Consider the following 13,954-nt stretch of genomic DNA (forward strand, 5'->3'; position numbering starts at 1 on the left):
GCTCGAACCGATTCGATCCGTGATTTTCCGGGAAGCGCGCCTCCCGGTAGCCTGATCGAATGGCCCAGATCGAGCAGCAGTCCGCCCCCGGATCCGAGTGGTGGCGCACCGCCGTCATCTACCAGATCTACCCCCGCTCCTTCGCGGATGCGAACGGCGACGGCATCGGCGACCTGCCCGGCATCACGTCCCGCCTCGACGCCCTCGTCGAGCTCGGCGTGGACGCCATCTGGCTGAGCCCCTTCATGCCCAGCCCGCAGAAGGACGCGGGCTACGACGTCTCCGACTACCGCGGCGTGGATCCGCTGTTCGGCACGCTCGACGACTTCGACGCCATGCTCGCTGCAGCGCATGCCCGGGGCATCCGCGTGATCGTGGACCTCGTCCCGAACCACTCCTCCGACCAGCACGCGTGGTTCCAGGAGGCGCTCACGGCGGCGCCGGGAAGCCCCGAGCGCGCCCGCTACATCTTCCGCGACGGCAAGGGCGAGCACGGCGAGCTGCCCCCCAACAATTGGCAGAGCGTGTTCGGCGGCGGCATGTGGACCCGCGTGACCGAGGCCGACGGCACTCCCGGCCAGTGGTACCTGCACATCTTCGACACCAGCCAGCCCGACTTCGACTGGACGAACGAGGAGGTGCGCGAGGAGTTCCGCAGCGTGCTGCGGTTCTGGCTCGACCGCGGGGTCGACGGCTTCCGGGTCGACGTGGCGCACGGCATGATCAAGAAGGCCGGCCTGCCCGATTACACGCCCGACGAGGGCGCGGACTCCATGGGCGGCGACCAGGAGGACGTGCCGTACTGGGGCCAGCCCGGGGTGCACGAGATCTACCGCGACTGGCACGACGTGCTCGCCGAGTACGACGGCGAGCGCGCGCTGTGCGCCGAGGCGTGGATGCCGACCCTCGAGCAGATCGCCCTCTGGGTGCGTCCGGACGAGATGAACCAGGCGTTCAACTTCAACTATCTGATGACCGCGTGGAACGCCGAAGAGCTGCGCACGGTGATCCGCGATTCCCTCGACGCGTTCGGCGCAGTCGGCGCCCCGAGCACCTGGGTGCTGTCCAACCACGACGTCGTGCGGCACGCGTCGCGCCTCGCCCTCACCTGGGACAACCCGCAGGGTGACGGCATCGGCCCGCGGGACGAGCCCAAGCCCGACCGCGCGATCGGCCTCGCGCGCGCCCGCGCCGCGACGACGGTGATGCTGTCGCTGCCCGGATCCGCCTACCTGTACCAGGGCGAGGAGCTGGGCCTGCCCGAGGCGATGGAGATCCCCGACGAGTTCCGCCAGGATCCGAGCTGGTTCCGCACGAACGGCGAGCGCTACGGCCGCGACGGCTGCCGTGTGCCGCTGCCGTGGAGCGGGACGGCGCCGTCCTACGGCTTCAACGACACCGGCGCCTCGTGGCTGCCGCAGCCCGCGGAGTGGGCGGAGTACGCCCGCGCCGCCGAGGAGGGCGCCGACGGCTCGACGCTCGAGCTCTACAAGCGGCTGCTGCGCCTGCGCCGCGAGCGCGGACTCGGATCCGGCTCCCTCGTGTGGGAGGACCTCGGGTCGGACGCGATCGCGTTCCGCCGTGGCGACCTGCACGTCGCCGCGAACCTCGGCACGGCGCCGCTCGCCCTGCCGGAGGGCGCCACGGTCGTCGTGCACAGCGCCGCCGCGGCCGGCACCGTGCTGCCGCCGGATTCCGCCGCCTGGTACACGCTGGGCTGACGCGCCGCGGTCAGCCGACCGGGCCCGCGGCCCGCTGACCCGTTGACGCCAGCGGGAGCATCAGTCCTCCGACGGCGAGCCGACATCGGCGGATCCGCGCGCATCGGCGCTCGCCGCGACCGCGCCGTTCGACGCGTTCATGTGCTCCGGCAGCAGCTGGATCCCGCCGGTGCTGCTCGCCGAGCCGGCAAGAGTACGCAGCCACTCCGCGCTGAGCTCGGGCGGCTCGGGCTCGTCGAAGACGAAGCGCAGCGGGATGGACGGGTGCAGCCACAGTGTCTCGCGCCCGCGCTCCTGACCCTCCTCGTGGCGCCAGGAGAGCGTGAAGCTCTCGTTGCGCCGCAGCTTCGTCGCGATGACGACCTTCAGATGCGCCAGGGTCCGATCCTCGATGTAGATCGGCTCAGAGCTCTGGCCGTAGTAGATGCTTCCCATTCCTGTGTCGTCCTCCGATCTCCCCGACCGTAGGACGGCGCCGGCTCGACCCCGGCAGCGCCGGGCCGGATGAGGACACCGCCGGAACGGACTGTGCGCGCCGCGTCACCGCCGCCACGCGGTGGCACGGAACGTCAGCGGTCGCCGCGCATCTCGGCCGGCGCTCGGCCGTAGACCCGGCGGAACTCCGCGGCGAACCGGGACGGGTGCGAGAACCCCCAGCGACGGCCGATCTCCGCGATGGTCTCACCCGGCCCTGCCCGCAGCAGGTCACGGTGCGCGCCGTCGAGGCGCACCCGGACCAGATGCTGACGCGGGGTGATGCCGGCCGCGCGCCGGAATGCGTACTGCAGACCGCGGGTGGAGATGTGGACGGCGCGGGCGACGTCGTCCACGGTGATCGGCTCGTGGGCGTGCTCCTCCATGAAGGCCATCGCCCGACGCACCGTCGAGGGAGCCGGCGCCGTCTGCGCGGCCCGCTGCTCGCGGCCGTGCAGGGCCGACGGGAACGCGGCGAGGGTCACCATCAGCGCGTGCCGGGCGATCTCCGCCTCGATGAGCGGGTGGCCGACGGCGGCCTCCGCCTCCTCAGCGAGACCGGCCACGGTCCGCGACCAGTGCGCCGCCGCTCGGCGGTCCACCGGCGCCGGGTCCGTCACGCGGATCAGCAGGCGGTCGTCGCCGAGGATCCGGCGCGCCGTCTCCTGCGCCCAACCGGGGTCGAGAACGACCGCACGCACGTGCGCCTCCTCATCCCAGCGGGCCGTCACCTCGCGTCCGTCGCTGAGCCAGGGAGCACCGGAGGCCAGCTCCTGGCGCCCGCTGCGGACGGAGCCCCGCGCGGACCGGACGCTGCACGCGAACAGCTGCCCCTCCGGCCGCACGGACGAGCGCACGGCCGCCGCCGAAAGCCGGTATTCGACGATCCCGACGTGCTCGAGCGCCGCAGAGGACCAGTCGAGGCGCAGCTCCGGTTCGGCGCGGTGCAGGCGGGCGGAGGGCGCGAACTGCGCCCACGCCTGCTCCACCGCGGACCGCTCGCGGGACTGGAACCTGACGATCTGGGGCATGCGGGCATCCTTCGGAGCGAGGGTGCGGCGGGCCGCACGGCGGGACTCCGGCAAGTCCAGAGTCTTCCATTCTCTCCGATCCCGACGGCAGGGGATCCGGATCCGCGGTCCGCGCCGTCGTCGTCAGCACGACCGGAGCGCGGAGATCCCGGATCGCGGACTCAGCAGAAGCCGCCGGGCACCCGCCTCACTTCGAGCCGAGGATGTGCTCGTCGGGGATGAGGACGCCGCCGGACGTGTTCGCGGAGTTCGCGTAGGTCTGGATCCGCGCGGGGTCGAGCTGCGGCGGCTCCGGGTCGGCGAACTCGAAGCGGAGCTGGATCGAGGGATGCAGCCAGATCGTGGACCTGCCGCGGGGCTGGTCGTCGTCGTGCCGCCAGGACAGCGTGAAGCTCTCGTTGCGCCGGAGCTTGGTCGCGATCACGACCTTGAGGTGGGCGAGAGCGAGGTCCTCGATCTCGATCTCGTGCTCGGCACTGCCATAGAAAAGAAAGCCCATCGGGTTCACCCGTCTCGTCTGCATGTCGCCACGGAACCCGTGCCATGAGGCGCGGTCCGGATGACCGCACTGCGGCGCCGATCCCAGCCTCGCACATCCTGAGCATCCCGGCCGCTCCGCAGCCACCACCGGACGCCCCCCCGCGCCGTCGCCGGGCCGCACTCTCTGCGCCGGCGCCCGACCGCACCCACGCGGGGCCCGCGGCTCAGACGGGCTCGATCGCGCCCACCGGCGGCTCTCCGACGCCGACCGGGCCGCCGGTGTCCCGGCGCCGGTGCGCCGCCGCGGTGGCCAGCTGCACGCCCAGGGTCGCCGCGAGCACGGCGCCCGACAGCGGCAGCAGCTGATCCGGCAGAGCGCCGACGGCGAGTGCGACCCCGCCGAGAGCGCTGCCCAGCGCGCTGCCGAGCATCATGGCGCTGTTGTTCAGGGCGAGCACGAGAGCGGCGACGGCCGGCGGCACCATCGTGGCGAGGCGGGTCTGCGCCGCGACGCCGGAGCCGCCGTTGAAGAAGGCGCACGTGAGGAACCAGGCGAGGCCCGCGACGGCGCCCGCGATCCCGGGCAGCATCAGGCCGGCCCAGCCGAGCAGCGCGGCCGCCAGCACGGTGGCGACGATGACGGTGAGCACGGCGACCGGCCCGCGCCGGTCGGTCACGCGACCGGACACGATGTTGCCCGCGAGGCTGACGATGCCGTAGCCGAACAGCGCGCCGATCATGGGGTAGCCCTCGCCGATCCGCGGACCCAGGATCAGCGTGGCGTACGTGAAGCAGAGATAGCTCGCGCACATGAGCCCCATCGGCACCAGCAGCACGGCCAGGATCGCCGGGCGCGTGAGCGGGCTCAGCGCGGCGCGCAGCGACAGCGGCGGCAGGTGCAGACCGGGAACGCGGGCGACGATGCCGATGAGCGCGGCGGTGCCGACGCCCACGACGAGGAACAGCGGGATCCGCCAGTCGGCCTGCCCGATCACGAGTCCGACCGGCACGCCGAGCGCCGTCGCGAACAGGAAGCCGCCCATCACGAGCGAGAGCGCCCGGCCGCGGTAGTGCTCGGGGGTGCGCGCGATCACGTAGGAGCCGATGACGGCGTTCAGCAGCGCCCCGCCCAGCGCCGAGAGGACGCGGCCCGTCATGGCCCAGAAGTACGTCGGAGCGAGGCCGACCAGCAGGTTGCCCAGCACGAACACGGCGAGCGCGAGCACGATCGTCATCTTGCGCTCCCAGCGCCCCGTGAGCGCACCGAGCACCGGGCCGGCGACCGCGCCGGTCGCCGCGAAGACGCTCATCAGCTGACCGGCCGCCGCGGCGTCCACGTGCAGGTCGGTGGCGATCTGGGGCAGCAGTCCCGCCAGCACGTAGCCGTCGATCCCCATCGAGAAGGTCGCGACGGCGAGCCAGATCAGGGCCCCGGCACGGAAGCCGGTGTCGTCAGCAGTCGTTCGCACCAGGTCATCCAAGCAGAGCGGATCCCGTCGCGCGCCCCTTTTGCAAGGATTCCGGACGAATTGTCGGACGGCACCTCAGCCCACCACCTCGAAGGCGGCCGAGAGCAGCACCTCGTCCCGGGACGACGGCCCGACCAGCAGCTCGAACGCGCCCGGTTCCACCCGGCGCACCCCCGCCCCGTCGACGATCGTGCAGTCGGCGACGGGCACCTCCAGCCGCACCTGCGCGGCCTCCCCCGGCGCGAGGTCGACCTGGCGGTAGGCCTTGAGCTCCTTGTCGGCCCAGCTCGCGCTCGTCACGACGTCGCGCACGTACGCCTGCACGGTCTCCCGCACCGGACGGGATCCGGTGTTGGCGACGGTGACCTCCGCGACGAGGGTGTCGCCCATGCCGAGCTCGGACGACGCGAGCTGGAGCGCGGAGTAGGCCACGGTCGTGTACGACAGGCCCTCGCCGAAGGCCCAGGCCGGGGCCTGCGTGAGATCGGCGTAGCGGGTGCCGTGCTGCCCGCGGATCTGGTTGTAGTAGGTGGGCTGCTGGCCCACGTGCCGTGCGAACGAGATCGGCAGGCGCCCCGACGGCTCGATCGCGCCGGTGAGCAGCTCGGCGATCGCGCGCCCGCCCTGCATGCCCGGGTTCGCGACCCAGACCACGGCCGCGGCGTTCGCGACCGAGGCGGGGAGCACGAGCGGCTTGGACGCCAGCAGCACCACGATCACGGGGGTTCCCGTCGCGATCACGGCGTCGAGCAGCGCGTTCTGGCCGCCGAGGAGCTCGAGGGTCGCCGTGGAGCGCCCCTCGCCGACGAGCTCGATGCGGTCGCCGACCACCGCCACCACGACGTCCGCCGACTCGGCGGCCGCCACCGCCTCCGCGAGCCGGGCCTCGTCGACCGCGGCCGGCACCACCACCGGCGGCCGCGGCTGACCGTCCGGGAACGTCGCGCCGAGCGGATCCTCCTCGAGGGTGAGGATGTCGGCGCCCTGCGCGTACCCCACCGCGAGCCCCACGGTCGCGCGGAGCCCGCCGAGCACGGTCGTGATCATCTCGCGCGGCTGGCCGTCGATCCATCCGGCCTGACCGGATCCGCCGGCCCAGTCGCCGAGCTGGGTCTGCGCGTCGTCCGCGAGCGGACCCACGACGGCGACGCGGAGCGGATCCGCCCCCGCCGAGACGCTCAGGGGCAGCGTGCCGTCGTTCTCCAGCAGCACGAGCGAGCGCCGCGCCGCCTCGAGGTTCAGGGCGGCGTGGGCGGTGCTGCCGACGACGGCATCGAGGTGCTCCGACGGCAGCCGCGGATCCTCGAAGAGGCCGAGCTCGACCTTGAGCGTGAGGATGCGGGCCACGGCCGTGTCGAACGCGTCCGCGGCGAGCAGCCCCTTCTCCACCGCGTCCAGGGCGCCCTCGTAGAAGCCCGGCGTGTTCATCACCATGTCGTTCCCGGCCCGCACGGCGGCCGCCGCCGCGTGCGTGTAGTCGGGCTGCACCCGCTGCTCCCACACCATCCGGCCGACGTTGTCCCAGTCGGTGATGAGGGTGCCGCCGTACCCCCACTCGCCGCGCAGCACCTCGCTGAGCAGCCAGTCGTTCACGGTGATCGGCACCCCGTCGGTGGTCTGGTAGCCGAGCATGAACGTGCGGCATCCCTCCCTCGCCACGCGCTCGAACGGCGGCAGGAACCAGGAGCGGAGCTTGCGGCGGGAGATGTCGGCCTCGGACGCGTCCCGGCCGCCCTGGGTCTCCGAGTACCCGGCGAAGTGCTTGGCCGTGGCGAGGATCGCCGTGGGGTCGCCGAGCCCGGAGCCCTGGTAGCCGCGCACCATCGCGGACGCGAGCTCGCCGATGAGGAACGGATCCTCCCCGAACGTCTCGCCGACCCGCCCCCAGCGCAGGTCCCGGGCGATGCACAGCACCGGGGAGAACGTCCAGTGCACCCCCGTCACGGCAACCTCCTCGGCCGTCGCCCGTGCGACCCGCTCCAGCAGATCCCCGTCCCACGACGCCGCCATGCCGAGCTGGGTCGGGAAGATCGTGGCGCCCGGCCAGAACGAGTGGCCGTGGATGCAGTCCTCGCCCACGAGCAGCGGGATGCGCAGCCGGGTCTCGGCGCTGAGCCGGTTCGCCTCCAGGATCCGCTCCGGCGAGGTGTGCAGGATCGAGCCGGCATTCCGCCGCAGCACGTGGTCGCGCAGGTCGTCGCGCGCGTCGAGCTGCAGCATCTGGCCGACCTTCTCCTCCACCGTCATGCGGCCGAGGAGGTCGGCCACCCGGTCGGCGGTGGACAGCGCGGGGTCACGGAAGGGCAGGACGTTGCTCACGCGGTGCGGCCCTCTGCGTCGCCGCCGGAGCGGCCGGCCGTGCCGGAGCGGTCGGTGCCGGTGCGGTCGGTGCCGGAGCGATCAGAGCCGCCGGAGCGGTCGGTGCCGCCGGCGGTGCGCACCGCCGTCACGGCGGCGTTCGCGTCGATGCCGCGCTTCTTCAGGGCGCGGGCCCGCTCCCCTGCGGAGCGCAGCCGCGGGTTCACGTACTCGTCGATTCCGAAGTTGATCAGCGCGAGCGCGACTCCGAGCAGCGCGATGCACAGGCCCGCGGGCACATACCACCACCAGTAGTCCGGGAAGGCGCTGTTCTGCTGCGCCCAGAACAGGATGGTGCCCCAGTTCAGGTTCGAGACCGGGATGACGCCGATGAACGCCAGGGTGGTGAGACCGAGCACGGCGGCCGTCATGGTGCCGACGAAGCTCGACGCGATGATCGCCATGAGGTTCGGCAGCATCTCGACGAGGATGATCCGGCGCAGCGGCTCGCCGTTGGCACGCGCCGCCTGGATGAAGTCGCGGTTGCGCAGCGACATCGTCTGCGCCCGCAGCACCCGCGCGCCCCACGCCCAGCCGGTCAGGCCGAGCACAGCCGCAATGACGACGAGGGGCGGATCCTGGAACTGCGAGGCGATGATGATCATCAGCGGCAGCCCCGGCAGCACCAGGAACACGTTGGACAGCGCCGACAGCGACTCGCTCTTCCAGCCGCGCAGGTAGCCGGCGGTCACGCCGACCACGATCGCCACCACGGTGGCCATGATCGTGGCGAGGAAGCCGACCACGAGCACGCCGCGCGTGCCGTAGACGAGCTGGCTGAACACGTCCTCGCCGATGTGGGTCGTGCCCAGCAGGTGCTGCAGGGAGGGCGGCTGCAGCGTCGCGTCGAGGTGCTGTGCGGTCGGGCTGTACGGCGCGATCCACGGCGCGAAGATCGCCACGAGGGTGAACACCCCGAGGATGATCAGGCCCGCGGCCGACTTGCGGTTGCCGAACATGGCCAGCGACGCCCTGAGCTGCGTCCAGAAGGTGCGACGCGGCGCGGGCCGCCGCTCGGCGGTGAGCAGCGCCGCGGTCTCCGGGGCGCCGGCGGCCGGCTGCGCGACCTCGGGGGGAACGGGAGTGGTCATGATCAGGCCTCCGTCTGACGGGTGCGCGGGTCGAGGATGGCGTAGGCGATGTCGGCGATGATGTTCGCGACGAGCACCGCCATCACGAGCACGAGGAAGATGCCCTGCATGAGCGCATAGTCCTTCGCGTTGGTCGCGCCGAGCAGCAGCAGCCCGATCCCGGGATAGGAGAACACCATCTCCATCACGATGGTGCCGCCGACGATGAAGCCGAGCGAGAGGGCGAAGCTCTGGATCTGCGGGAGCACGGCGTTGCGGGCCGCGTACCGCCAGAGCACGCGCCGGTTCGACATGCCCTTGGCCTGGGCGACGGTGATGTAGTCCTCGTCCAGCACGGTGAGCATCATGTTGCGCATGCCGAGCACCCAGCCGCCGAGCGAGGCGATCACGATCGTGATCACGGGCAGGGCCGCGTGCGAGAGCACCTGGCCGATGAACTCCGGGTTCCAGCCCGGATCCACGCCCACCTCGTAGGCGTGCCCGGCGGGGAACCAGCCGAGCAGGGTCGAGAACAGGGCGATGAAGATCAGCCCGAGCCAGAAGTACGGCACGGTCCCGAGGAACGTCGTCACGGGCACCAGCACGTCGAGGCGCCCGCCGCGCCGCCATCCGATCACGGCGCCCAGCACGGTTCCGACGAGGAACGACACGATCGTGGCGAAGCCGACCAGTCCCAGGGTCCACGGCAGCGCGGCGGCGATCGCGTCGCCGACCGGGGCCATGCCCGTCGAGATGGAGACGCCGAGGTCGCCGCGCAGCAGCATGCCCCAGTAGTCGAGGTACTGCTGCCACAGCGGCACCGAGTGGTCGAGGCCGAACATGAGGCGCAGCGCCTTCTCGGCGTCCGGCGTGAGCTGGCCCTGGCTGCGCGCCATGTACGCGTCGACCGCGTCGCCCTTCATCAGCCGCGGGATGAAGAAGTTGATGGTGATCGCGGCCCACGCGGTGAACACGTAGAAGGCCGCCCGGCCGCCGATGAACCGCCAGGGCACGCGCATGCGGCCGCGCTCGGCGCGCGTGGCGGTCGTGCCGACGAGCGTCGGATCCACCGGCTCGGGCGCGGCGGGCGACGCCTCGGTCGCGGGTGCGGACGTGTCGGCGCTCATCGCGCACCTCCCGTGGTCTGTGCCGCCCGGCGGCGGAAGAACTCCTCCGGATCGGGCGACGCGGCCCGCAGCTCCCGGGTGTACGGATCGCGGGGGCGCAGGATGACGTCGTCCGCGGGTCCGCTCTCCACGACCCGGCCCTGGTTGAGCACCATGATCTCGTCGCTGAAGTGGCGCGCGGTCGCCAGGTCGTGGGTGATGTAGAGCACGCCGAGTCCCTCCTCGCGCTGCAGGTCGGCGAGCAGGTTCAGCACGCCGAGGCGGATCGACACATCGAGCATCGACACCGGCTCATCGGCCACGAGCAGCGCCGGCCGGGACGCGAGCGCCCGCGCGATCGCGACGCGCTGGCGCTGGCCGCCGGAAAGCTCGTGAGGCCGCCGCTCCATCACGGCGTCCGGGTCGAGCCGCACGCGCTCGAGCAGCCGACGCACCTCGGCGTCGACCTGCTCGCGCGGCACGACGCGGTCCAGCCGCAGGGGGCGCTCCACGTGGTGGCGGATCGAGTGGTACGGGTTCAGCGAGGCGAACGGATCCTGGAACACCATGCGCAGCTGCTGCCGGTACTTCCGCAGGCCCTTGCCACGACGCGGGATCGGCTCGCCGTCGAGGAGCACCTCGCCGCGCGTGGGCGTCTCGAGCTGGGTGAGGATCTTGGCGATCGTCGACTTGCCGCTGCCGGACTGGCCCACCAGGCCGATCGTCTGACCCGAGTGCAGCGTGAAGCTCACGTCATCCAGGGCCTTCAGCTGACCGGATCCGCGCACGTTGTAGATCTTCGTGACGCCCCGGAACTCGAGCACGGTCATCGCACCACCACCCCCCGCTCTCCGGTCAGGCGCGGGAAGGAGCGCAGCAGGTCGCGGGTGTACTCGTGCTGCGGATCCGTCCACAGCCGCTCGGCGTCGGCGAGCTCGACGATCTCGCCCTCGCGCATCACGGCGATGCGGTCGCTGATCTCCAGCAGCAGCGGCAGGTCGTGCGTGATGAACACGACCGAGAAGCCGAACTCGTGGCGCAGCTGGGAGATCTGCTTCAGGATCTCGCGCTGCACGAGCACGTCGAGCGCGGTGGTGGGCTCGTCCATGACCATGAGCTGCGGGCGCAGCGCGAGCGCCATCGCGATCATCACGCGCTGGCGCATGCCTCCGGAGAGCTCGTGCGGGTATGACCGGATCCGCTGGCCGCCGACCTTCACGATCTCGAGGAGCTCGACGACCTCCGCCCGGCGCTGCGCGCGGCTCATCCCCGGCCGGTGCACGCGGAACACGTCGTCCAGCTGCGCGCCGATCGTCGCCACGGGGTTGAGCGCGTTCATCGCTCCCTGGAACACCATCGACACCTTGTCCCAGCGGAACCGGCGCATCTGCTCGACGTCGAGGGCGTGCAGGTCGATGTCCGAGCCGTCGGCGTCGTGGAAGACGACGCTGCCTCCGGTGATCACGGCCGGCGGCTTGAGCAGCCGCTGCACGCCGTAGGCGAGCGTGGTCTTGCCGCTGCCGCTCTCGCCGGCGAGGCCCACGATCTCACCGCGCCGGATGTCGATCGTGACGTTCTTCACCGCCCGCACGGGCGGATCCACGTCGTACACGACGGAGAAGTCGCGCACGGAGAGAAGGGTGTCGTTCATGAGGGGCATGCTCCGGTAGCGGTCGTTGAGCGAGGCCGCGCGCAGCGCGACCGAGACGAAACGCGGTGCGCTCGCTCAACGACCGAGAGGGATGGGCGGTTACTTGCCGGCCGGCTTCAGGTTCATGATCACCTGGACCGCCGAGGGCTGCGTGGGGTCCGCCGTCGCGTACTGGTCCTTCTCGCTCGGCCACCCGGTGAAGGTGCGGGTGTTGTACTCGCCCAGCTGCGGGTGGGTGCCGATCGGGATGGCCGGGACGTCCTCGACGAAGATCTTCTGGATCTTGTTGAGCGCCTCGGTGCGGGTCGCGTCGTCCGACGCCTGGGCGTACTGCTTGAGCAGCGCGGTCGCCTCCGGGTTGTTGTACCGGCCGAAGTTGTCGGAGACCTTGCCGTCGGCGGCCTGCTCCAGGTAGGCGCCGTTCATCACGTCGTCGTAGATGTGCCACGGGTTGGAGCCGGAGCCCGACCAGTGCAGCGCCGCGTCGAAGTTCCCGGTCGCCATGTTCGTGAACCAGGTGTCGGCGTCGGGCGTGGCCACCTTGGCGTCCGCGCCGAGGGTGCTCTTGATCTGCGTGGCCACGAGCTGGATGCCGGTGACGTAGTCGTTCCAGCCCTGCGGATCCTGCAGCGTGAACGAGACGGGGTTGCCGGACGGATCGATCAGCGCACCGTCCTTCCAGGTGTAGCCCGCGTCGGTGAGCACCTTCTTGGCGCCGTCGACGTCGACGGAGAACGTCTTGTCCTTGTACTCCGGGGCGATGTACTGGTCGCCGGTGGGCTGCGGAATGCCGGTGACGCTGGTGAGCTCGGGGCCGGCGTTGCTGCGCGCCTTCTCGGCGTGCGCCTTGCGGTCGACGACCATGTTGACGGCCTTGCGGAAGGCGACGTCGTTGAACGGCGCCTTCGTGGTGTTCACGAGCACCATGTCCGGGCTCAGCACGTTCGCGCCCCAGAACACGTTGTGCTTCGGATCCTTGTCGACGTAGTTCTTCTGGTAGTCGGTGATGAAGATCTGCGCCCAGTCGGCCTCCTTGCTCTGCAGCGCGCGGAGGAGTCCGGTGTTGTCGTTGTACTCGAGGTACTTGAGCTGTCCCACCGGCACCTTGCCGCCCCAGTAGTCGGTGCGGGCCTTCAGCACCACGCCCTGCGAGGAGAAGCTCTTGATCGTGTACGGGCCGGTGCCGACCGCGTCCTTGACCGGGTCCTTGGAGGGGTCGGAGATCCCCTTCCACTGGTGCTCGGGGACGATGGTGACCTGCAGCACGTCGCCCTGCTTCACGAACTTCGACTCGCTGAACGAGAGCACCACGTTCCCGCCGTCCTTCTTGACATCGGCGAGCTTGAGGCCGCCGAGGTCGAGCGCGGGGGTGTTCTTGATCATCGTGTACGTGAAGACGATGTCGTCGGCGGTGAACGGCTTGCCGTCGCTCCACTTCACGTCGGCGCGCGGAGTGACGGTGAGCTGCGTGTAGTCGGCGTTCCACTCGACCTTGGAGGCGAGCCACGGGGTCGTCTCGTTCTTCCCCACGGGGTTCACGATCGCGAGGGGCTCGTAGATCATCCGGTCGTATCCGAGCGACATGCCCGAGCCGGTGGAGATGAACGGGTTGTTGGTCTGGGTCGACAGGATCGCGGCGCCGTCGGGCTTCGCGATCGTGAGCGAGCCGCCGCCGGATGCGCCGGCGGTGGAGCCCGACGAGCAGCCGGTCAGCGCGACGGCGCTGAGGGCCGCGATCGCCGAGACGACGAGCAGGGTCTTGGTGAGCCTCATTGCTTCTCCTTCTGGGCACGGCCATCGTGCGCCACCTGGTGCGGGGTCCGCTTCCGCGGAACTTTACTTACTAGCGAGAAAGTAAGTAGGAGTGAGGTTACCGATGAGTAAGCTGGATGACAAGCGGCGAAGGGGACGAAATGGTCACGACAACGTCGGCGCGCGTGAAATCACGGCCCGAGACCGAGCGAAAGCGCACGGAGATCCTCGACGCGGCGATCGAGATCTTCGGCGCGAAAGGATCCACCAACGGCACCCTCGCCGACATCGCCGAGCAGGTCGGCATGACGCACGCCGGGGTGCTGCACCACTTCGGGTCGAAGCAGAAGCTCCTGCTCGAGGTGCTCGACTACCGCGACAAGAGCGACGTCGCCGAGCTGGCCGATCAGCACATCCCCGATGGCCCTGAACTGTTCCTGCACCTGGTCAAGACAGCGCTCGCGAACGAACGACGTCCCGGGATCGTGCAGACGTACACGGTGCTGTCGAACGAGTCGGTGACCGACGGGCATCCCGCCCGGGCCTTCTTCGAGCACCGCTACGACAAGCTCCGCACCGAGGTGTCGGCGGCGTTCCTCGAGCTGTGCGCCCAGGAGGGCGTGACCGACACCGCCGTGATCGGCAAGGCCGCGGCGTCGATCCTCGCGGTCATGGACGGGCTGCAGCTGCAGTGGCTGCTGGACCCCACGGCTGTCGACCTGGCCGACGCCAGCGCCTTCGCGATCCAGGCGATCGTCAACGGCGTGCTGCATCCGGGCCCCGCCCTGGAGACCTACGCCGGCCGGTGACGGCGCATCGGCGGGCCCCCCGGCCGGATCCGC

General features: G+C 71.0%; 12 protein-coding genes. 2 read left to right on the forward strand and 10 right to left on the reverse strand.

Going from position 1 to position 13,954, the window contains the following annotated elements:
• The first annotated feature begins 59 nt into the window (after window positions 1-59).
• Complete coding sequence (locus tag AERO9AM_RS16895; RefSeq protein ID WP_159577200.1) at window positions 60-1,721, forward strand: glycoside hydrolase family 13 protein; 1,662 nt, start codon at window positions 60-62, stop codon at window positions 1,719-1,721.
• A 60-nt stretch (window positions 1,722-1,781) separates the two neighbouring features.
• Here AERO9AM_RS16895 and AERO9AM_RS16900 read toward each other — a convergent pair whose 3' ends face one another.
• The 10 genes from AERO9AM_RS16900 to AERO9AM_RS16945 all read right to left on the reverse strand — a co-directional run bounded on the left by AERO9AM_RS16900 (window position 1,782) and on the right by AERO9AM_RS16945 (window position 13,133).
• A complete protein-coding gene (locus tag AERO9AM_RS16900; RefSeq protein ID WP_236602661.1) occupies window positions 1,782-2,156 on the reverse strand; it encodes a DUF7882 family protein in 375 nt (124 codons plus the stop codon).
• Window positions 2,157-2,290: 134 nt separating this feature from the next.
• Entirely contained in the window at window positions 2,291-3,226 is a 936-nt protein-coding gene (locus AERO9AM_RS16905) for a helix-turn-helix transcriptional regulator (RefSeq protein WP_159577201.1), read from the reverse strand.
• A 187-nt stretch (window positions 3,227-3,413) separates the two neighbouring features.
• Window positions 3,414-3,725, reverse strand: a complete 312-nt coding sequence (locus tag AERO9AM_RS16910; protein ID WP_159577608.1) for a DUF7882 family protein — start codon at window positions 3,723-3,725, stop codon at window positions 3,414-3,416.
• A 205-nt stretch (window positions 3,726-3,930) separates the two neighbouring features.
• On the reverse strand, window positions 3,931-5,175 hold the full coding sequence (locus tag AERO9AM_RS16915) for an MFS transporter (RefSeq protein ID WP_236602662.1): 1,245 nt from the start codon (window positions 5,173-5,175) through the stop codon (window positions 3,931-3,933).
• A 75-nt stretch (window positions 5,176-5,250) separates the two neighbouring features.
• Window positions 5,251-7,494 (reverse strand): glycoside hydrolase family 3 N-terminal domain-containing protein, encoded by a 2,244-nt coding sequence (locus AERO9AM_RS16920; protein WP_236602663.1) that lies wholly within the window; start codon window positions 7,492-7,494, stop codon window positions 5,251-5,253.
• Window positions 7,491-8,624, reverse strand: a complete 1,134-nt coding sequence (locus tag AERO9AM_RS16925; RefSeq protein ID WP_159577202.1) for an ABC transporter permease — start codon at window positions 8,622-8,624, stop codon at window positions 7,491-7,493. Before AERO9AM_RS16925 ends, AERO9AM_RS16920 begins: the two co-directional genes overlap by 4 nt.
• A gap of 2 nt (window positions 8,625-8,626) precedes the next feature.
• Window positions 8,627-9,622 carry an ABC transporter permease gene (locus AERO9AM_RS16930; RefSeq protein WP_201298727.1) on the reverse strand — a complete coding sequence of 332 codons (996 nt, stop codon included), beginning with the start codon at window positions 9,620-9,622 and terminating at the stop codon, window positions 8,627-8,629.
• A 104-nt stretch (window positions 9,623-9,726) separates the two neighbouring features.
• Complete coding sequence (locus tag AERO9AM_RS16935; protein WP_159577204.1) at window positions 9,727-10,539, reverse strand: ABC transporter ATP-binding protein; 813 nt, start codon at window positions 10,537-10,539, stop codon at window positions 9,727-9,729.
• The gene (locus AERO9AM_RS16940) at window positions 10,536-11,360 is read right to left on the reverse strand and encodes an ABC transporter ATP-binding protein (RefSeq protein WP_159577205.1); all 825 of its coding nucleotides are present in this window, start codon (window positions 11,358-11,360) and stop codon (window positions 10,536-10,538) included. The genes AERO9AM_RS16935 and AERO9AM_RS16940 overlap by 4 nt, the downstream gene beginning before the upstream one ends.
• 99 nt (window positions 11,361-11,459) lie before the next feature.
• Entirely contained in the window at window positions 11,460-13,133 is a 1,674-nt protein-coding gene (locus AERO9AM_RS16945) for an ABC transporter substrate-binding protein (RefSeq protein ID WP_159577206.1), read from the reverse strand.
• Window positions 13,134-13,273: 140 nt separating this feature from the next.
• Between AERO9AM_RS16945 and AERO9AM_RS16950 the strand changes: the two genes are divergently transcribed.
• A complete protein-coding gene (locus tag AERO9AM_RS16950) occupies window positions 13,274-13,921 on the forward strand; it encodes a TetR/AcrR family transcriptional regulator (protein WP_159577207.1) in 648 nt (215 codons plus the stop codon).
• The last annotated feature ends 33 nt before the right edge of the window (window positions 13,922-13,954 follow it).

This window comes from Microbacterium sp. 8M (assembly GCF_902506375.1).
Taxonomy (GTDB): Bacteria; Actinomycetota; Actinomycetes; order Actinomycetales; family Microbacteriaceae; genus Microbacterium.